This window comes from Rhodopseudomonas palustris (genome assembly GCF_003031265.1).
Classification (GTDB): domain Bacteria; phylum Pseudomonadota; class Alphaproteobacteria; order Rhizobiales; family Xanthobacteraceae; genus Rhodopseudomonas; species Rhodopseudomonas palustris_H.
Window position 1 is genome coordinate 3,097,875 of record NZ_CP019966.1, and the last position, 17,683, is coordinate 3,115,557.

19 protein-coding genes are annotated in these 17,683 nt (G+C 64.9%); 14 read left to right on the forward strand and 5 right to left on the reverse strand.

Annotation, left to right across the window (positions count from 1 at the left end; genetic code table 11):
• Window positions 1-58: 58 nt before the first annotated feature.
• Window positions 59-1,354 carry a hemolysin family protein gene (locus tag RPPS3_RS14470; protein ID WP_107344724.1) on the forward strand — a complete coding sequence of 432 codons (1,296 nt, stop codon included), beginning with the start codon at window positions 59-61 and terminating at the stop codon, window positions 1,352-1,354.
• Window positions 1,351-1,713: a hypothetical protein gene (locus RPPS3_RS14475; protein WP_107344725.1), complete on the forward strand. Its 363-nt coding sequence runs from the start codon at window positions 1,351-1,353 to the stop codon at window positions 1,711-1,713. Before RPPS3_RS14470 ends, RPPS3_RS14475 begins: the two co-directional genes overlap by 4 nt.
• A gap of 117 nt (window positions 1,714-1,830) precedes the next feature.
• On the opposite strand, the gene RPPS3_RS14480 is transcribed toward RPPS3_RS14475, so the two are convergent.
• Window positions 1,831-2,337, reverse strand: coding sequence for a single-stranded DNA-binding protein (locus tag RPPS3_RS14480; RefSeq protein ID WP_107344726.1), 507 nt, complete (start codon window positions 2,335-2,337; stop codon window positions 1,831-1,833).
• A gap of 528 nt (window positions 2,338-2,865) precedes the next feature.
• On the opposite strand from RPPS3_RS14480, the gene RPPS3_RS14485 reads away from it, so the two are divergent.
• The 9 genes from RPPS3_RS14485 (at window position 2,866) to RPPS3_RS14525 (ending at window position 11,040) form a co-directional block, all read left to right on the forward strand.
• Window positions 2,866-3,609 (forward strand): outer membrane protein, encoded by a 744-nt coding sequence (locus tag RPPS3_RS14485; RefSeq protein ID WP_107346608.1) that lies wholly within the window; start codon window positions 2,866-2,868, stop codon window positions 3,607-3,609.
• Between the two features lie 310 nt (window positions 3,610-3,919).
• Window positions 3,920-6,931, forward strand: a complete 3,012-nt coding sequence (gene uvrA / locus RPPS3_RS14490; protein WP_107344727.1) for an excinuclease ABC subunit UvrA — start codon at window positions 3,920-3,922, stop codon at window positions 6,929-6,931.
• A gap of 5 nt (window positions 6,932-6,936) precedes the next feature.
• Entirely contained in the window at window positions 6,937-7,182 is a 246-nt protein-coding gene (locus RPPS3_RS14495) for a hypothetical protein (RefSeq protein ID WP_234819958.1), read from the forward strand.
• A gap of 28 nt (window positions 7,183-7,210) precedes the next feature.
• On the forward strand, window positions 7,211-7,951 hold the full coding sequence (locus RPPS3_RS24645; RefSeq protein WP_199852142.1) for an HNH endonuclease: 741 nt from the start codon (window positions 7,211-7,213) through the stop codon (window positions 7,949-7,951).
• Window positions 7,952-8,093: 142 nt separating this feature from the next.
• Window positions 8,094-8,468: a hypothetical protein gene (locus tag RPPS3_RS14505; RefSeq protein ID WP_107344728.1), complete on the forward strand. Its 375-nt coding sequence runs from the start codon at window positions 8,094-8,096 to the stop codon at window positions 8,466-8,468.
• A 103-nt stretch (window positions 8,469-8,571) separates the two neighbouring features.
• On the forward strand, window positions 8,572-9,348 hold the full coding sequence (locus tag RPPS3_RS14510; protein ID WP_107344729.1) for an ion transporter: 777 nt from the start codon (window positions 8,572-8,574) through the stop codon (window positions 9,346-9,348).
• Between the two features lie 37 nt (window positions 9,349-9,385).
• Entirely contained in the window at window positions 9,386-9,940 is a 555-nt protein-coding gene (locus RPPS3_RS14515; RefSeq protein ID WP_107344730.1) for a DUF3828 domain-containing protein, read from the forward strand.
• Between the two features lie 269 nt (window positions 9,941-10,209).
• Complete coding sequence (locus RPPS3_RS14520) at window positions 10,210-10,500, forward strand: GNAT family N-acetyltransferase (protein WP_107344731.1); 291 nt, start codon at window positions 10,210-10,212, stop codon at window positions 10,498-10,500.
• Between the two features lie 132 nt (window positions 10,501-10,632).
• Window positions 10,633-11,040 carry a PaaI family thioesterase gene (locus tag RPPS3_RS14525; RefSeq protein WP_107344732.1) on the forward strand — a complete coding sequence of 136 codons (408 nt, stop codon included), beginning with the start codon at window positions 10,633-10,635 and terminating at the stop codon, window positions 11,038-11,040.
• A 69-nt stretch (window positions 11,041-11,109) separates the two neighbouring features.
• Here the strand turns inward: RPPS3_RS14525 and RPPS3_RS14530 are convergent, their stop codons facing one another.
• Window positions 11,110-11,520 (reverse strand): DUF3597 domain-containing protein, encoded by a 411-nt coding sequence (locus tag RPPS3_RS14530; protein ID WP_107344733.1) that lies wholly within the window; start codon window positions 11,518-11,520, stop codon window positions 11,110-11,112.
• A gap of 356 nt (window positions 11,521-11,876) precedes the next feature.
• Between RPPS3_RS14530 and RPPS3_RS14535 the strand changes: the two genes are divergently transcribed.
• The 3 genes from RPPS3_RS14535 (at window position 11,877) to trmFO (ending at window position 14,999) form a co-directional block, all read left to right on the forward strand.
• Entirely contained in the window at window positions 11,877-12,773 is an 897-nt protein-coding gene (locus RPPS3_RS14535; protein ID WP_107344734.1) for a DUF2189 domain-containing protein, read from the forward strand.
• A gap of 499 nt (window positions 12,774-13,272) precedes the next feature.
• Window positions 13,273-13,425 carry a DUF1127 domain-containing protein gene (locus RPPS3_RS14540; protein WP_012496279.1) on the forward strand — a complete coding sequence of 51 codons (153 nt, stop codon included), beginning with the start codon at window positions 13,273-13,275 and terminating at the stop codon, window positions 13,423-13,425.
• A gap of 137 nt (window positions 13,426-13,562) precedes the next feature.
• The gene (gene trmFO, locus RPPS3_RS14545; RefSeq protein ID WP_107344735.1) at window positions 13,563-14,999 is read left to right on the forward strand and encodes a methylenetetrahydrofolate--tRNA-(uracil(54)-C(5))-methyltransferase (FADH(2)-oxidizing) TrmFO; all 1,437 of its coding nucleotides are present in this window, start codon (window positions 13,563-13,565) and stop codon (window positions 14,997-14,999) included.
• Between the two features lie 138 nt (window positions 15,000-15,137).
• Here the strand turns inward: trmFO and RPPS3_RS14550 are convergent, their stop codons facing one another.
• From RPPS3_RS14550 to secF, 3 genes are all read right to left on the reverse strand, one after another.
• Window positions 15,138-16,007, reverse strand: coding sequence for a phytoene/squalene synthase family protein (locus tag RPPS3_RS14550; protein WP_107344736.1), 870 nt, complete (start codon window positions 16,005-16,007; stop codon window positions 15,138-15,140).
• Entirely contained in the window at window positions 16,004-16,387 is a 384-nt protein-coding gene (locus RPPS3_RS14555) for an Mth938-like domain-containing protein (protein WP_107344737.1), read from the reverse strand. Before RPPS3_RS14555 ends, RPPS3_RS14550 begins: the two co-directional genes overlap by 4 nt.
• A gap of 160 nt (window positions 16,388-16,547) precedes the next feature.
• Window positions 16,548-17,663 (reverse strand): protein translocase subunit SecF, encoded by a 1,116-nt coding sequence (secF, locus tag RPPS3_RS14560; RefSeq protein ID WP_107344738.1) that lies wholly within the window; start codon window positions 17,661-17,663, stop codon window positions 16,548-16,550.
• Window positions 17,664-17,683: the final 20 nt, after the last annotated feature.

The window sequence follows — 17,683 nt, forward strand, 5'->3', positions numbered from 1 at the left end:
GGCCGCGACTTCCTATCTATGCTTGCACGAAAACAATGCAGGGGGTCGCGCGAGCATCATGCTCTCGGTGGAATTGGCAATCGTTGTCGTCCTGATCGTCGTCAACGGTCTGCTGTCGATGTCCGAACTGGCGATCGTTTCCTCTCGCCCGGCGCGGCTCTCAATCCTGGCGCAGCGCGGCGTTCGCGGAGCCCGGCAGGCGCTCAAGCTGAGCGAAGATCCGGGCCGTTTTCTCTCGACCGTCCAGATCGGCATCACCTTGGTCGGCGTGGCGTCCGGCGCGTTCTCCGGCGCGACGCTGGGCCAGCGCCTGAGCGACTGGCTGGCAGCGACCGGCGTGCCGTTCGCCGATATCATCGGCGTCGGCCTGGTGGTGACGCTGATCACCTACGCGACGCTGATCGTCGGCGAGCTGGTGCCGAAGCAACTCGCGCTCCGCGACCCCGAAGCCGTCGCGGTGAAGGTCGCGCCGGCCATGGCGCTGCTCGCCAAGATTTCGCTGCCGGTGGTGGTGGTGCTCGACGTCTCCGGCAAGGCAATGTTGGCGCTGCTCGGCCAGAGCGGTGAGCCCGAGGACAAGATCTCCGAAGAGGAGATCCATAGCCTGGTGCTGGAGGCTGAGACCGCCGGCGTGCTCGAGCCAGGCGAACGGCAGATGATCGCCGGCGTGATGCGGCTCGGCGACCGCCCGGTCGGCGCGGTGATGACGCCACGGCCGGAGGTCGACATGATCGACGTGTCCGATCCACCGGAGGTCATCCGGGCTGCCTTCGTCGAGAGCCCGCATTCGCGGCTGCCTGCGACCGACGGCGATCGCGACGACCCGATCGGCATCATCCAGGCCAAGGACGTGCTGGAGATCTATCTGCGCGGCGACACGCCGGACTTCCGCGCGCTGGTCCGCGACGCACCGGTAATCCCGGCCTCGGCCGACGCCCGCGACGCCCTGCTAATGCTGCGCAACGCCTCGGTGCATATGGGGCTGGTGTACGACGAATTCGGCGGCTTCGAGGGCGTGGTGAGCACAGCCGATATTCTGGAATCGATCGTCGGCGCGTTCAGCTCCGAAGATGGTCCGCCGGAGCCGGCGGCAGTGCGCCGCGACGACGGTTCGTATCTGATCGCCGGTTGGATGCCGGTCGACGAATTCGGCGATCTGCTCGGCATTCTGGTGCCGACGCCGCGCGATTATCACACCGTCGCCGGCCTGGTGCTGGCCCATCTCGGCGCGCTGCCTGCCGTCGGCGACAAGTTCGACTTCCAAGGGTGGCGGTTCGAAATCCTCGACCTCGATCACCGCCGGATCGACAAGATCCTGGCGAGCCGCCTGCCCGACGACGAAGCCTCGCCATGACGCCACCAGCCACCCGCGGGCGAGGCGACGCGCGCGCCCTCGCCGCCGTGCGGCTGCTGCACACCGCGATCTGGGCGTTCTTTGCGTCCTCGATCCTGGCGATCCCTGTGACGGTCTGGCTCGGGCAGCTGGTGGCCGCGCTGTGGTTCAGCGTCTTCGTGTGGGGCGAAGTTTTGGTGCTGGTGCTGAACCGGATGCGCTGTCCGCTGACGACGCTGGCGGCGCGCTACACCGACGACCGCGCCGACAATTTCGATATCTGCCTGCCGCGCTGGCTCGCCCGCTATAACCAGCGGTTGTTCGGTACGCTATTCGCCCTCAGCCAATTCCAGCTCGGCTGGGCGTTGCTGACAGGCTGAGCGGGTCTCTCTCGGTCCACAAACGACGACGGCCGCCGCGATCGGGGCGCGGCGGCCGTCGGCTCGTATCCCATTCCCGCCGGCGCGGCCGGAACGGAATGGCTAAGAACGGTGGACTTAGAACGGAATGTCGTCGTCCATGTCGCTGCGGCCGCCGCCGCTGCTGACCGGCATCGGCCGGCGTCCGCCGCCACCACCCGACGGGCCACTGGAGCCGAAATCACCGCCGGAATTGTCGTCGCCATAGCCGCCACCACCTCCACCGCCGCCGCTGCGGCCGTCGAGCATGGTCAGGTTCGAGTTGAAGTTCTGTAGCACAACCTCGGTACTGTAGCGCTCAGCGCCGCTCTGGTCGGTCCATTTGCGTGTCTGCAGCTGGCCTTCGATGTAAACCTTCGCGCCTTTTCTCAGGTACTGCTCGGCGACCTTGCACAACCCTTCGTTGAAAATCACGACACGGTGCCACTCGGTCTTTTCCTTACGCTCGCCGGTGGCGCGATCACGCCAGGACTCCGAGGTGGCAATCCGCAGGTTGGCAATCGGACGCCCATCCTGGGTCCGCTTGATCTCCGGATCGGCACCGAGATTCCCGACCAGGATCACCTTGTTCACGCTACCCGCCATCGACGTCTCCTCTCAAAACCATACTGACTGAGCGGCTCCGCAACCGGCCGGCGACCGCCCGCCGTCCTGCTCCGCCGCTGCGGTCGCGCCCAAGCTGGCGCGAGCCGTCCCAGCCTCAAGCGATTACGCTGTCGCCGCCGCTACGCCCATACGTCCACCAACGAAAACGCCCGTCGGACGGGATTTATCCACCGGGACGATCTCGGTCAGTTTGTTCTATTTTTGTTCCAAAGTGAAGTGCAAATTTCAATCGCGCTAGAGCGTCCGCATGTCACCCGGCCTGCCGTGCTGCGGCGACCGTGTCTCAGCGGTGACCCGCAATTACGCGCAACCTCTCTTAGGCGATCTATCCATGGTTTTAGGAATCACATTTCACTCGCGACTGTTGCATTTCCGCGACGGCGCGTTGCTCGCATTGCGTGTATGGTCGTCACGTGGAATTTCGAGGGGCGCTCGCGCTTCTCGCTCTGCGGCGGGGACACCGCGGACCGAGAGCCGGTGAAGCACAGACGAACCGGGGGGATTGCGATGAAGAAATTTCTGTTGGGGACTATCGGTTTGATCGCGCTAGGCGCTGCGCCGGCGATGGCTGCCGATCTCGCGGCTCGTCCTTACACCAAGGCACCGCCGATCGTTGCCGCGGCTTACGACTGGTCCGGCTTCTACGTCGGCGCCAACGGCGGCTGGGGCACCAGCCGCAATTGCTGGGATTTCGCAGGCACCACTGCGCAGCCGCTCGTGTCGAACCTGGGAGAGGGGTGCCACGATGCCTCCGGCGGTACTGTCGGCGGACAGATCGGTTACAACTGGCAGGTGGGGACGTGGGTGTTCGGCGTCGAAGCGCAGGGCAACTGGGCCGATTTCAAGGGATCAAATGTTAGTCTGCTCGTCGTTCCAGGGACAACCAACGATACTAAGATCGACGCCTTTGGACTCTTTACGGCGCGTGTGGGCTACGCGTGGAACAATGCACTGCTCTATGTGAAGGGGGGGGCTGCGGTCACAAGCGACAAGTACACCGTTTATGGCAACAGAACGGGTGCGATTACAGACACCGCTAGTGAAACGCGTTGGGGAGGAGCGGTAGGGGGCGGTTTAGAATACGGCTTCTCACCAGCATGGACCTTTGGTGTCGAGTACGACCACCTATTCATGGGTAGCCGAGACATTACCTTTGCGACGACTTCGATCGACCGTATCAAGCAGGACGTCGACGTCGTCACCGCCCGCATCAACTATCGCTGGGGCGGCCCGATCGTAGCGCGCTACTGAGCTTCGCGTCGGCTGATTTCAGTCGCGCTTGCGGAAGGCCGGCCTTGCGCCGGCCTTTTTGCTTTCGAATCGATGCAGCAGCTTCGCGTCGGCCGCGGCAGATTGCGTAGACAGCATCGTCCCGGCTCGGCCTCAGCGGAACCCAGCCACCCACGCCCTTATCGCCAACAATCCGGTTGATGGACGCCCGCAGCCTCTGGCAATCGCGTCGCGTTCTTCCTATGTTCCAGGCTCAGCCCCAACCGGCGCCAGCCCCGGACGCTCCGGCGCGCGCCCCAACCGGCGCGTTGTCGCGCGTCTGGACACCCGCATGGACGAAGTGATCAAGGCCAAGCGTCAGACCCCCGCGGCCTCGAGCCGGACCGCCATTACCATTCGTGGCGCCCGCGAGCACAATCTCAAGAACGTCGACGTCACCATCCCCCGCGACAAGCTGGTGGTGTTCACCGGCCTGTCCGGCTCCGGCAAATCGTCGTTGGCGTTCGACACCATCTATGCCGAGGGCCAGCGCCGCTACGTGGAGTCGCTGTCGGCCTATGCCCGGCAATTCCTCGAGATGATGCAGAAGCCGGACGTCGACCAGATCGACGGCCTGTCGCCGGCGATCTCGATCGAACAGAAGACCACCTCGAAGAATCCGCGCTCGACCGTCGGCACCGTCACCGAGATCTACGACTACATGCGCCTGCTCTGGGCGCGCGTCGGCGTGCCCTACTCGCCGGCGACCGGCCTGCCGATCGAAAGCCAGACCGTGTCGCAGATGGTCGACCGCGTGCTGGCGATGCCGGAAGGAACGCGGCTGTATCTGCTGGCGCCGGTGGTGCGGGGCCGCAAGGGCGAGTACCGCAAGGAGCTGGCCGACTGGCTGAAGAAGGGCTTCCAGCGCGTCAAGATCGACGGCGCGTTCCACGAGCTCGCCGAGGCGCCGACGCTCGACAAGAAATTCCCGCACGATATCGACGTCGTGGTCGACCGCATCGTGGTCCGTCCCGACATCGGCCAGCGCCTCGCCGAAAGTTTCGAGACCGCGCTGAAGCTGGCCGAGGGGCTGGCGGTGATCGAGTTTGCGGACGCGCCCGCCGCGCCGCCGGCGGCTGAGCCCGGCCACGACGACGTCGAAGGCAAAAAGAAAAAGGCCGACAAGAAGGTCGCAAAGATCCACGATAAGAGCGGTGCCGAGCGCATCCTGTTCTCGGAGAAGTTCGCCTGCCCGGTGTCCGGATTCACCATTCCGGAGATCGAGCCCAGGCTGTTTTCCTTCAACAACCCCTACGGCGCCTGCCCGGAATGCGGCGGCCTCGGCATCGAGCAGCACATCGACGCCGATCTCGTGGTGCCCGACAAGGAGCTCAGCTTGCGCAAGGGTGCGATCGCGCCGTGGGCGAAGTCGTCCTCGCCGTACTACCTGCAGACGCTGACCGCGCTCGGCAAGCACTACAAGTTCACGCTCGACACCAAGTGGAAGGACTTGCCCAAGAAGGTCCAGAACGTGCTGCTGCACGGCTCCGGCGACGACGAGATCAAGTTCTCCTACGAAGACGGCGTGCGCTCCTACGACACCAAGAAGCCGTTCGAGGGCGTCGTCACCAATATCGAGCGCCGCTTCCGCGAGACCGAGAGCGAATGGGCGCGCGAGGAGCTCGGCAAGTATTTCTCCGACGTGCCGTGCGACGCCTGCCACGGCCATCGCCTCAAGCCAGAGGCGCTGTGCGTCAAGATCGGCGGCAAGCACATCGGCGAAGTCTCCGAGCTGTCGGTCAAGGCGGCCGGCGACTGGTTCGCCAAGGTGCCGGACGTGCTCAACAAGCAGCAGAGCGAGATCGCCGTCCGCATCCTGAAAGAGATCCGCGACCGCCTCAGCTTCCTGCTCGACGTCGGCCTCAACTACCTGACGCTGTCGCGCTCGTCCGGCACATTGAGCGGCGGCGAAAGCCAGCGCATCCGCCTCGCCTCGCAGATCGGCAGCGGCCTCACCGGCGTACTCTACGTGCTCGATGAGCCGTCGATCGGCCTGCACCAGCGCGACAACGCCCGGCTGCTCGACACCCTTAAGCGGCTGCGCGATCTCGGCAACACCGTCATCGTCGTCGAGCACGATGAGGACGCCATCCGCCTCGCCGATTACGTGCTCGACATTGGCCCCGGCGCCGGCGTCCATGGCGGCCACATCGTTGCGCAGGGCACGCCCGCCGAGATCATGCGCAATCCGAAGTCGCTGACCGGCAAATATCTCACCGGCGAACTTGACGTGCCGGTGCCGGAGCGACGGCCGCCGAACCATCGGCGCACCATCAAGCTGGTCAATGCTCGCGGCAACAATCTGAAGAACGTCACCGCCGAAATCCCGCTCGGCCTGTTCACCTGCGTCACCGGCGTCTCCGGCGGCGGCAAGTCGACGCTGCTGATCGACACGCTGTATCGTGCGATCGCCCGCAAGCTGAACAACGCGTCCGAGCCGCCGGCGCCGCACGACCGCATCGAGGGCCTCGAGCACATCGACAAGATCATCGACATCGATCAGTCACCGATCGGCCGCACCCCGCGCTCGAACCCCGCGACCTACACCGGCGCGTTCACGCCGATCCGGGAGTGGTTCGCTGGCCTGCCGGAATCCAAGGCGCGCGGCTATGAGCCCGGCCGGTTCTCGTTCAACGTCAAGGGCGGCCGCTGCGAAGCCTGCCAGGGCGACGGCGTCATCAAGATCGAGATGCACTTCTTGCCCGACGTCTACGTCACCTGCGACGTCTGTAAGGGCAAGCGCTACAACCGCGAAACGCTCGACGTGCTGTTCAAGGGCAAGTCGATCGCCGACGTGCTCGACATGACGGTCGAAGAAGCCGCCGAGTTCTTCAAGGCGGTGCCGCGCGTCCGCGAAACCTTCAAGACGCTGCAGCGCGTCGGTCTCGACTACATCCATGTCGGCCAGCAGGCCACCACGCTGTCCGGCGGCGAAGCCCAGCGCGTCAAACTCGCCAAGGAGCTGAGCAAGCGCGCGACGGGGCGCACGCTCTACATTCTCGACGAGCCGACCACCGGGCTGCACTTCCATGACGTCGCGAAACTACTCGAAGTGCTGCACGAACTGGTGGCGCAGGGCAACACGGTGGTGGTGATCGAGCACAATCTCGAAGTCATCAAGACCGCCGACTGGGTCATCGACCTCGGCCCCGAAGGCGGCGACGGCGGCGGCGAAATCGTCGCCTGGGGCCCGCCGGAAGACATCGTCAAAGCGCCGCGCAGCTACACGGGCAAGTTCCTGAAGCCGGTACTGGAGAAGAAGGGGCCGGTGCGGAAGCGGAAGGCGGACGAGGCGGCGGAATAATATCGATGGGTCGCAAATTTCATTCATCGGAGGCGACGGTGACCCGTTTGTCGAAAGAGTTCATCCACGAAGGTCGTTACTGCGCCGAGATTCAGGTCGAGTTGATCGATGATCATACCGCATGGTCTCCGTACTTGCCGCCTGCGGAGGTAGGAAAGTTAGAAAACGTCCGCGAGGCCCTGCGACGCGGCGACTTGGTCGAAGCCGCAAAATATGGACTTGTGTTTGAATTGACGCCGACGACGGACTGATTGATCAAAGCAGTGGAGCGAATATGCGATGTTCAAGGCTGATCAAATGCTGGGTGATCTGGATCAGCGCCTAACACAACTCGCCACACCTAGGACTGATTGCTTGTATTACGCAATCACAATCACCGCTGAAGACGATGGTCGCATCATCTTCGGCACACAATCCCAATGGGCGGGATGGGCCAATTTAGAGCGACGCGAGGAACTGCGGCAAGCGCGGTTGGTGTATCCGAAATTCGTTGAACTATGGCAACATCTCAACCAACCGTATGCGGTCATCCACACTCTGGAAGAAATAGAGCTCTTTCTACTTGGCGGAGGAAACGCCATCGTCGAGGAGAACCTGGGGCGATCCGTATTTCAAAGACTTCTTGCCGCCGAAGCCGTTGTTCCTCACGGCGAGGCCGGCTTCGCCTCTTTGAACCTTCTTCCAAAGACAGCCTTCCGACGCGCGCCAACTCCAAAAGTCCGAATGCAGGTCCTTAAGCGGGATAGGCGCAGATGCCGTATATGCGGTCGTAATCCCGACGATCATTTAGATCTCGTGCTCCATGTCCACCACATCAGACCTTGGGAAAATGGTGGTGTTACCGACCCTGCGAATTTGATCACTCTCTGTCACACCTGCCATACTGGGCTTGTGCCACACGAAGATCATAGCCTCTTCTCATATCTGCGCTCTAAGCCGGAAGATCTGATCGATGAGCGGCTGAAAGATTTGTGGCGAGGGATCATGAATTATCGCAAACTTGGGTTCTGCTCGGCGTAGCGTTGGTCAACACGAACGAAGCGACGCCCCGAACTTTGACCTTGGCCATAACGCTAGGCTCCCGGGCGCTACGGGTGTGGTCCGCCTTCGTGTTCGATCTTTGAGTCGCCCTTGCCACTACACCTGCTCTAAGCTCCGGCCCATGCCCCGCCTCACCTCCCTCACCCTTATCGTCGCCCTCGCCCTGCTCCCCGCCGCCAGTTCGGCCGCTTCGCACAAGAAGCACGCCAAGCGGGCGCAGGGGTATGGCTTCCTGCCCGGCTATGTGCAGCCGCCGAACAATGCTGTGCCGCTGTACATGCAGAAGCTGTCGCCGGCGCAGCGCGCGCTGCTGCGGCCGAAGCGGCCATGGTACATCGATCCGACGCCGGACTATTATCGCTGGAACGGTCCCTGGAGCGGTGAGTGGCGCTATCTCGGCCGCGCCGGCTTCTATCGCGGGCGTTACAACGGCGGCAGCTTCGGGCCGTGCTGGACGCAGACGCCGATCGGGCCGATCTGGAATTGCGGGAAGTAGAGCTGTCCGTCCTCATCCTGCGCGCAGTGTAATTGGCCGTCGCCGATCCGTTGGCCACTCCGCCCCATTGCCTCCGCTGCCCCTCCCAGGCCAATAATCGGTCATGACGCTGCACGATGTCCGACTCGCCGTTCGGCGGCTGTATGACGGCGCGACGCCGCGTGGGGTGGCGTTCCGCTACGGCCTGCTGGCGTTCGACGTCGTCACCATCCTGTTCATCGTCGGCACGTCGTTTCTGCCGCCCAATCCGATCGTCGAGGCGCTCGATACCGGATTCGGCGTGCTGATCCTGGTTGACTTCCTGGCGCGGCTCTATGCCAGCCGCAGGCCGATGCGGGAATTCGGGCGGCTCGCGACCTGGACCGACCTGGTGGCGATCGGCTCGTTTCTGGCGCCGCTGCCCGGAGAGGGCGCGGGCTTCCTGCGGATCCTGCGCACGCTGCGCGCGTTCCAGGACTATCAGATGCTGACCCGGCTGCGCAGCGACAGCGCCTTCTTCCGTCACCACGAGGAGGTGGTGATCGCAGTGGCGCGGCTGGCGGTGTTCATCTTCGTGATGACGGCGATCGTGTTCGAGACCCAACGTTTCAGCAATCCGCAGATCGCCAACTACGCGGACGCACTGTACTTCACCGTCACCGCGCTGACCACGACCGGGTTCGGCGACATCACCCTGCCCGGCACGCTGGGGCGGATGATCAGCGTGGTGATCATGATCTTCGGCGTCACGCTGTTCTTCAATCTGGCGCGGGCACTGATCAGTCCGAACAAGGTGCGCTTCCCCTGCCCGGTGTGCGGGCTGCAGCGCCACGATTCCGATGCGGTGCATTGCAAGGCGTGCGGCACCGTGCTGAATATTCCGGATGAGGGCCGCGACTGAGCCGGTGCCGCGATCCTCGCTGCCGACAGGATCCGCCATGCTCATCCGCCGCTCCGCCTTCGCTTCACTCGCCTGCCTCGCCGCCGCCGTCGCCCTGCCCGCTGCCGCGCTTGCGCAGGCGCCGGCCCAGCCAGCCGCGGCGTCTGCAGCCAAACCGGCCACGGCCGATCCCGCGGCCCTGCTGACGCGGCTCTACAAGGCGGCCGCCAAGGACAATGCCGGCGGCGCCTTCGTCAACAACGCCAAGGAGCGCGGCAAGTATCTGTCGAAGTCTCTGGCCGCGCTGTGGACCAAGGCCGAGGCCAAGGTGCCACAAGGCGAGATCGGGCCGATCGATTTCGATCCGGTGAGCAATTCGCAGGACCCGGACATCAAATCGTTCGTCATCAAGACCGAGAGCCAGGACGATGCCCGCGCGACGCTGGCCGTGGCGCTGATCGGCAGTCAGTCGCGCAAGGTCGCCGCCGACGGCGTGATCCGTTACGAGCTGGTGCGCGACGGCACATCATGGCGGATCGACGACATCCGCGGCAGTGTCGACGATCAGGCGTGGTCGGTGCGGCAGATGCTCGAGGCGTCGCTGAAGAACTAATCGAAGCTGCCGGCGTTGCAGCTCCGCGCCATGACGATCCTGGTGCGGTGACGCACGCAGCTGAACGCCGTCGCCTCCGGGATTGTCCGGGTTGCGCGGCGCAGCGCGGTGTGGCCTTACCCTCCACACCATCCATCGTGGCCTGCGTCGCAACGACGCCGCGCTTGCCACCTCGCCGTCCCCTTGACTTCAACGGGGCCGGCATCACCTTGACAGCCAACGGCACACGGCTCCTGCCGCGCGCCGGACATTGAACACGAGGAGACGCTATGAGCGGGACCACAGCCGCGGCCAGCGTGCGCGACAACAAGGCGCTGAACCGCTTCGAACTCGACGCCCATGGCGAGATTGCATTCGCGAATTATCGCCGCACCGGCGGCCGCGTCGTCATCACCCACACCGAGACTCCGCCGCCGCTGCGCGGCCGCGGCATCGCCTCCAATCTGGTGCGCGGCGCGCTCGATCTGATCCGTGCCGAAGGTGCCAAGGTCAGCGCCGGCTGCGGCTTCGTCGCCGACTATCTCGACGCTCACCCGGAATACGCCGACCTCACCGCGTGACGACTTGGCCGGACCGTTTGCGACGGTCCGGCGATTGCCCGCCGCCGCGCGCTGTGGCATCGGTTCCACCGCGCGCGGCCCGCCGGTTCATCCTGTGACCTCCTGCGGCCGCGCTCCGCGCAGGAGCCGCCAATGACTGTGTCACCGCCGCCGGGCTTTCAACCGTTCGCCGTTCAGGACGGCTATATCGGCACCAACGGCCCGTATTACTGGCGGCAGAGCGGCGACAGCCAGCCGGAGTTCGGCTTCCTCAGCGACGATCGCCACGGCAATCCCAACGGCGTGCTGCACGGCGGTGCGCTGCTCGGCTTCCTCGACACCATTCTGGGATTCTCGGTCGTGCTCGCAGGGCAGCGGCGCTGCGCGACGGTGTCGCTCGACAGCCGCTTCATCGCCACCATCGAGCCGGGCGGCTGGATCACCGGCCGCACCACCATGAAGAAGCTGTCGCGCAGCCTCGCCTTCATCGACGCCGAAGCACTCGCCGGCGACAAGCTGCTGGTGACCACCAGCGCTGTGTTTCGAATCTTCGAGTCGTAAAGCAACCGGCGCGGCCACGCCGTGCCGCAAGCGAGCGGCACGGCTCACCATCCAAGATGCCGTGTGGGATCAGTGCTTGATCTCGGGCGGCAGCTTGCCGCCGTTGGCGACCAGCCGGCTCATCACCTGCTTGTGCAGCCAGATGTTCATCGACGCCGAGTCATTCATGTCGCCGCTATAGCCGAGCTCCTTGGCGAGCTCCTTGCGGGCCGACAGGCTGGAGTCGATATCGAGCGCCTTCATCAGATCGACGATCGAAGTCCGCCATTCCAGCTTCTCGCCTTTGGCTTTGACGGCCTTGTCGAGGATCGGTGCGACGTCGACCGACGGTGCGGCCGTCGGCTGCGGTGCAGTCGGCGCCGGCGCGGTGCCGGCGCCAGCGGTCGTTGCCGGTGCCGGCGCGGGCGCGGCTGCGCCACCTGGCGCCGCAGCGGCGCTGTCGCCGAAAATCGCGCTCATGATCTTCCCGAAAATGCTCATGCTGTCTCCCCCTGTTGCGATGCCACGCATCGTCCGCATCAACAGCGCTGACGCCATCTGGGTTCCGCGCGCGGATCACTGCAGAGCGTACCAGCAGAATTGAGCAAACGTGTAGTGACCAAAATCTCGTCGCACTGCAGCATCGAAAGCTCACCAAAGCTTGAGCAACGACTGCTGATAAGCGGCGTTAGGATACCTTCACAGGTCGCGGCAAGCTCGGGTCACAGGACCAGTTCGTTCGTTGCTCTCGCGTCTGGCTCCTTCTGATCGTTCGTCTCCGCGCAAGAAGCGCCCGGCCCGCCGTCATGGCGTAACGGCCGGTGATCACCACTGTCGAACATGGGAGGACGCTACGCATGGCTACGACCTATTCTTCTGCTCCGTCCGCCATCGCTGCGGACGAGGCCACCCCCGCAGTCCACCGCATCGGCTTTGCCGATCTCGGCGCCGCGCTCCGGCAAGGCTGGGAGGACTTCAAGGCGGTGCCGAGCCACGCCGTGATGCTGGTGCTGATCTATCCGGTGCTGGGCCTGGTACTGGCGCGGCTGGTGCAAGGCTACGCGGTGCTGCCGCTGCTGTTCCCGCTCGCTGCCGGCTTCGCGCTGCTCGGCCCGTTCGCCGCGCTCGGTCTGTATGAGCTGAGCCGGCGCCGCGAGCTTGGCGAACCGGCGTTCGCATCGGATGCCTTGGCGGTGCTGCGGTCACCATCGCTCGGCGCAATGCTCGGCTTCGGCGCGATCCTGCTGGCACTGTTTCTGGTGTGGCTCGCGGCGGCGCAGGCAATCTACGTCGCGCTGTTCGGCTATGCCCCGGCGGCTGCGATCCCCGACTTCGCCCGGCGCGTGTTGAGCACGCCGGAGGGGTGGAGCCTGATCCTGGTCGGCTGCGGCGTCGGCTTCCTGTTCGCACTGGCGGCGCTGTGCCTCAGCGTGGTGGCGTTCCCGATGATGCTGGACCGGCATGCCGGGATCGGCGACGCCATGGCCACCTCGCTCCGGGTGGTCGCGGTCAACCCGCTGCCGATCGCCGCCTGGGGCGCCATCGTCGCGCTTCTGCTGGTGGCGGGCTCGGTGCCGGCCTTCCTCGGGCTCGCGGTGGTGATCCCGCTGCTCGGCCATGCCACCTGGCATCTGTATCGCAAGGCGGTCGAACCGAACCCCAATCCGCCGCGATTGCCGCCGCCCAGCCCGCTCAAGCGGTCGGCAGCTGATTTCCCGGCCAACCTGCTGCAATGGAAGCGCAACGGGACCTGAGCCGACTCATCGGCAAGCTCCCCACCTCGGCCGCCGATCGTTCTCAGAGGTCGGCGGCCGTTTTGTGCATTGCGGCAGATCAAATCCATCGATTCGCCATGAATACTCATTCACGACCTCCGTATTTATGCGTATAGTGCATGGGAGCGGACCGAATTGTCCGAACGTCTTAACTCGGACGGCGGAGCTGACCGGCACTAGATTTCCGGTGGAAAGTCTCAAGCGGCGGAGAGCAGGGTTAGATTGCGCTGAAAATGCACTATATTTCAGCTCGGAAGGCCCCGAGGCGCGAGGTCAGCAGGTCCCCCGCCCCAAGCTGCGAGCAGATCTCGGAGGCCGAGCCAGCGCAGAAGGGTTAATCATTCCTTCCCGATGGTATGCATCCACGGATTAGCTGCGGTGCAGCATTTACGCTGCTGGATTCCCGACTCGTCGCCTATATTCCTTTCGACGCTTCGGTTCTTCCGAAGAACTGAATCGTGGACAAGGAGACCATCCCATGCTGCTTTCGCTCATCCGCGCGATCCGCGCGTTCCGGGACTACCAGCGCAACGTCGCTGAGCTGTCCCAGCTTAGCGATCGCGAACTGGCCGACATCGGACTTGACCGTTCGGACATCCCGCGCGTCGCTTCGGGTCACTACAACGGCTGACCCGACCGCCTGTTTCTGCCTTCTACGGCCAACGCCCGCCTCCTGGCGGGCGTTGTCGTTTGTGGAGAAGAGTCGGGCAGTTCCGCAGCGTCGCAAACGGGATTTGCCCCGCGACCGAAACAAGCTAGCTGTAGCCGATGACCAGCAGCACCCCCTCCGCCTCACCCGTCGTTCACATCATCGGCGCCGGCCTCGCCGGCTCGGAAGCCGCGTGGCAAATCGCCCGCGCAGGTGTGCGTGTGGTGCTGCATGAGATGCGGCCCGTCCGTACCACTGAGGCCCACAAGACCGATGGTCTGGCCGAGCTGGTGTGCTCGAACTCGTTCCGCTCCGACGATGCCGCCAACAACGCGGTCGGGCTGCTGCATGCCGAGATGCGTAAGCTCGGCTCGTTGATCATGCAGGCGGCCGACGCCAACCAGGTGCCAGCTGGAGGCGCGCTGGCGGTCGACCGCGATGGCTTTTCGGCCGCGGTCACCAAGGCGCTGGCGGAGCATCCGCTGATCGAGATCTGCCGCGAAGAGATCGATGGCCTGCCGCCGGAGGAATGGGCCAGCGTTGTGGTCGCGACCGGCCCGCTGACCTCGGCGCCGCTCGCCGACGCCATCCGCAGCCTCACCGACGAGACTGCGCTGGCGTTCTTCGATGCGATCGCGCCGATCGTGCACCGCGACTCGATCGATATGTCGGTGGCGTGGTTCCAGTCCCGCTACGACAAGGTCGGCCCCGGCGGCACCGGCGCCGACTATCTGAATTGCCCGATGACGCGCGAGCAGTACGACGCCTTCGTCGACGCGCTGATCGAGGGCGAGAAGGTCGACTTCAAGGATTGGGAAAAGGACACGCCATATTTCGACGGCTGCCTGCCGATCGAAGTGATGGCCGAGCGCGGCCGCGAGACGCTGCGGCACGGGCCGATGAAGCCGGTCGGCCTGACCAACCCGCACAACCCGACGGTCAAGCCCTACGCCATCGTGCAGCTCCGGCAGGACAACAAGCTGGGCACGCTGTACAACATGGTTGGCTTCCAAACCAAGTTGAAGCACGGCGCGCAACTGCGTGTTTTCCGTACCATCCCGGGGCTCGAAAACGCTGAGTTTGCAAGGCTTGGCGGCCTGCACCGCAACACGTTTCTGAACTCGCCGAAACTGCTCGACGAAAGCCTCCGGCTTCACGCGGCGCCCCGGCTGCGGTTCGCCGGGCAGATGACCGGCTGCGAGGGCTACGTCGAATCCGCTAGCGTCGGGCTTTTCGCTGGCCTGGCCGCAGCAGCCGATGTGCTCGGAGCGCCGCTGGCTCCGCCGCCGCCGACCACAGCGCTTGGCGCCCTGCTCGGCCACATCACCGGCGGCCACATCGAAACCATCGATGCCGGCCCGCGCTCGTTTCAGCCGATGAACATCAACTTCGGCCTTTTCCCGCCGCTCGCCAACCCGCCGACCAAAGGCCCGGACGGCAAGCGCCTGCGCGGTCCGGAGAAGTCGGTCGCCAAGAAGCAGGCCCTCAGCGCCCGCGCCCTCGCCGACATCGACGGCTGGATCGCCGCGCATCTGAAGCTGCCGAAGGCGGCGTAGTCGTTCGTCGCGCGTCGCTGTCTGAAGGCGCACAAGCCTTCTCCATCATTGCGAGCGGAGCGAAGCAATCCAGAGCTTCATGCACAGCGCTGGATTGCTTCGTCGCTTCGCTCCTCGCAATGACGCGGAGAGGTCCCGTTACATACGAAACAGCTTGCTCCGGCTCGCTCGCCACAGCGTCCACAACGTCGCTAGGCGCGAGCGATCGAACGGCGTGAACGGATCGCGTTCCGGGGACGCCAGCCGGTCGAGATCGCGGCGCGCAAGCGCCAGCGGCAGGAAGGCGGGGCGTACTGAAGCCGGCAGCTCGGTCAGCTCCTGCAGCGCCTGATCGAGATGCTTGCGGGCGTCCGCAATGACATCGGCGAGCGCGGATTTCAGCGCGGGGGCCGATTGGCCGCCGAACACCTGCTCCAAGTCGCAGCCGTGCCGCTGCAGCACATCGTTCGGCAGATACAGCTGACGACGCGCGGAATCATAAGGCAGCCGCGCCACGATGCGCGCGACTCCGACCACAACTCCGGCGTGCCGCGCCACGTGATCGATCGCTTCTGCTTGCGCGCCGGTGTGGCCAAGAACGCGGGCGCCGAGCGCGAGAAGCGTCCCATCGGTCTCCACCAGATGCGGCTCGAGTACCGTCCAGTCCGGCATCGGGTCGTTATAGAGATCGAAGATGTGCGCCTCGATCAGCCGCGTCAGCGGTTCGATCCGTAGCCCGTGCTCGGCGATCGCCCGGGTCAGCTCGGCCGCGACCGGATTACCCTCGGCGCCGCCATGTGCCGACCCGGCAAGCAGATCCGTCCACCACTGCAGGCGGACCTCGCCGGGCAGCGGCTGGCTGACCTGACTGCGAACCCGCACGATCTCGGCATTGAAGGCAGCGAGCGCCAGCAGCGACCGGCGTTTCTCGGGTGGGACGAACAGCGTCGCCGCATAGCGGTCGAAGTCGGCCTCGCGCACCAAATTGGCGCAGAACGCAGCAGCGCCGGTGTCGGCCGTCTTGCTCATGGTACCGCGATCAGCGCAGCGGCGACCCGCCGCCGCTCGCCGATCATGATGTTGTAGGTGCGGATCGCCGGACCGGTCTGCATTGTGTCGAGCACGACGTTGACGCTGCGCAGCGCCTCACGCAGCTGCCGCGGCGCGATCCAGACATCGGCGCCGGTACCGACGATCAGCGTGTCGATCGCGTTGGCGTTATCGAACACGCGCTGCAGACTGTAGCGGTCGATCTGCTCCGGCTTGGTCACGTCCCAGCCCCACACCGCATCGGGCAGAAACAGCAGCGATCCCTGATGCGACATGTCGGCGAAATAGAACCCGCCTTTGCCGTAGGCGTCGACCGCGGCCATGCGGGGAAAGTGCGGAAACTCGGAGCGCTGCGCCACGAGCTAGCGTCCTGCGTCGAGCGTTGGCGTCATGCGGCGGCACCCTACAGGTTTGCGCCGCTCGGCAGCGAGCGGCGACAGCGCGTCAATGCGGTGGCACGGCAACGGTTCAAACAAGCCGGCCGGGGCTGCCTCTTGCCAGCAGCCCTGCCCGCCTGACTTACCGCTTCTTCGGCTTACCGGCCTTGGCCGGCTTGGCGGCCGGTGCGGTCGGCTCCGGATCGACAAACCGCGCCGGAACCTCTTCAGCCGCGGGCGGCGCGACCGGCTCGGGCTTCGCCGGCTTCTCAGCCGGCTCGTCGAGCCGATGGGTGCCGACGCCGAGATAGATCAGGATCGGTGCCGCGATGAAGATCGAGGTGTAGGTGCCGACCAGCACCACGCCGAACATCATCACCGCCGTGAACGAGTGGATCGCATGGCCGCCGAACAGCAGCAGCGCGAGCAGAGCCAGCGTCACGGTGACGTGGGTGATGATCGAGCGCGACAGCGTCGAGTTGATCGACTCGTTGAGCAGCTGCGGCATCGGCATCTTTTTGTAGCGCCGCAGCATCTCGCGGATACGATCGTAGATCACGACGGTGTCGTTCAGCGAGTAGCCGAGAATGGTCAGCAGCGCCGCGATCGAGGTCAGGTCGAAGTCGACCTGACTGATCGACATGAAGCCGATCGTCAGCACGATATCGTGCACGTTGGCGATCATTGCGCCGAGTGCGAACTGCCATTCGAACCGGAACCAGAGATAGACCAGGATGCCCAGGATCGCGACCATCAGGCCGAGCATGCCGAACGCGAGCAGCTCGCTCGAGACGCGCGGGCCGACCACTTCGACGCGGCGATAGTCGACCGAGTCGCCGAGCGCGGCGCGCACCTTCTGCACAGCCGCCTGCTGGGCTTGGTCGCCACCGGGCTGCTCGGCGATACGGATCAGCACTTCGGCCGGACCGCCGAACTGCTGCAGCTGCACATCGCCGAGGTTGAGCTTGCTCAGCGTGTCGCGCATGCCCGCGATATCGGCCGCACCGGAATGAGCGCGGACTTCGAGCAGCGTGCCGCCGCGGAAGTCGATGCCGAAATTCAGCCCGTGGGTGAAGAACAGCGTGATCGCGGCGATCGACAGCACCGCCGAGATCGGGAAGCTGATGCGGCGGAAGCGGGTGAAGTCGAAGTGGGTGTTGTCGGGAACGATGCGCAGCGACGGCAGCCAGCCGAAGATGCTGACGACCGTCAGCACCGCAATCAGAACGCCCAGCCCGACCAAAATCCAGTGTGTCACGTGTGGCTCTCTCGGATTCG

Excerpts from the sequence above, each read along its gene's own strand:
- trmFO (WP_107344735.1), top strand. The coding sequence starts at position 13,563 with ATGACCAGCAGCACCCCCTCCGCCTCACCCGTCGTTCACATCATCGGC.
- RPPS3_RS14505 (WP_107344728.1), top strand. The coding sequence starts at position 8,094 with ATGCCCCGCCTCACCTCCCTCACCCTTATCGTCGCCCTCGCCCTGCTC.
- RPPS3_RS14525 (WP_107344732.1), top strand. The coding sequence starts at position 10,633 with ATGACTGTGTCACCGCCGCCGGGCTTTCAACCGTTCGCCGTTCAGGAC.
- RPPS3_RS14540 (WP_012496279.1), top strand. The coding sequence starts at position 13,273 with ATGCTGCTTTCGCTCATCCGCGCGATCCGCGCGTTCCGGGACTACCAG.
- RPPS3_RS24645 (WP_199852142.1), top strand. The coding sequence starts at position 7,211 with ATGTTCAAGGCTGATCAAATGCTGGGTGATCTGGATCAGCGCCTAACA.
- RPPS3_RS14485 (WP_107346608.1), top strand. The coding sequence starts at position 2,866 with ATGAAGAAATTTCTGTTGGGGACTATCGGTTTGATCGCGCTAGGCGCT.
- RPPS3_RS14510 (WP_107344729.1), top strand. The coding sequence starts at position 8,572 with ATGACGCTGCACGATGTCCGACTCGCCGTTCGGCGGCTGTATGACGGC.
- RPPS3_RS14515 (WP_107344730.1), top strand. The coding sequence starts at position 9,386 with ATGCTCATCCGCCGCTCCGCCTTCGCTTCACTCGCCTGCCTCGCCGCC.
- RPPS3_RS14475 (WP_107344725.1), top strand. The coding sequence starts at position 1,351 with ATGACGCCACCAGCCACCCGCGGGCGAGGCGACGCGCGCGCCCTCGCC.
- RPPS3_RS14550 (WP_107344736.1), bottom strand. The coding sequence starts at position 16,007 with ATGAGCAAGACGGCCGACACCGGCGCTGCTGCGTTCTGCGCCAATTTG.
- RPPS3_RS14495 (WP_234819958.1), top strand. The coding sequence starts at position 6,937 with ATGGGTCGCAAATTTCATTCATCGGAGGCGACGGTGACCCGTTTGTCG.
- RPPS3_RS14470 (WP_107344724.1), top strand. The coding sequence starts at position 59 with ATGCTCTCGGTGGAATTGGCAATCGTTGTCGTCCTGATCGTCGTCAAC.
- RPPS3_RS14480 (WP_107344726.1), bottom strand. The coding sequence starts at position 2,337 with ATGGCGGGTAGCGTGAACAAGGTGATCCTGGTCGGGAATCTCGGTGCC.
- uvrA (WP_107344727.1), top strand. The coding sequence starts at position 3,920 with ATGGACGAAGTGATCAAGGCCAAGCGTCAGACCCCCGCGGCCTCGAGC.
- RPPS3_RS14535 (WP_107344734.1), top strand. The coding sequence starts at position 11,877 with ATGGCTACGACCTATTCTTCTGCTCCGTCCGCCATCGCTGCGGACGAG.
- RPPS3_RS14520 (WP_107344731.1), top strand. The coding sequence starts at position 10,210 with ATGAGCGGGACCACAGCCGCGGCCAGCGTGCGCGACAACAAGGCGCTG.
- RPPS3_RS14530 (WP_107344733.1), bottom strand. The coding sequence starts at position 11,520 with ATGAGCATTTTCGGGAAGATCATGAGCGCGATTTTCGGCGACAGCGCC.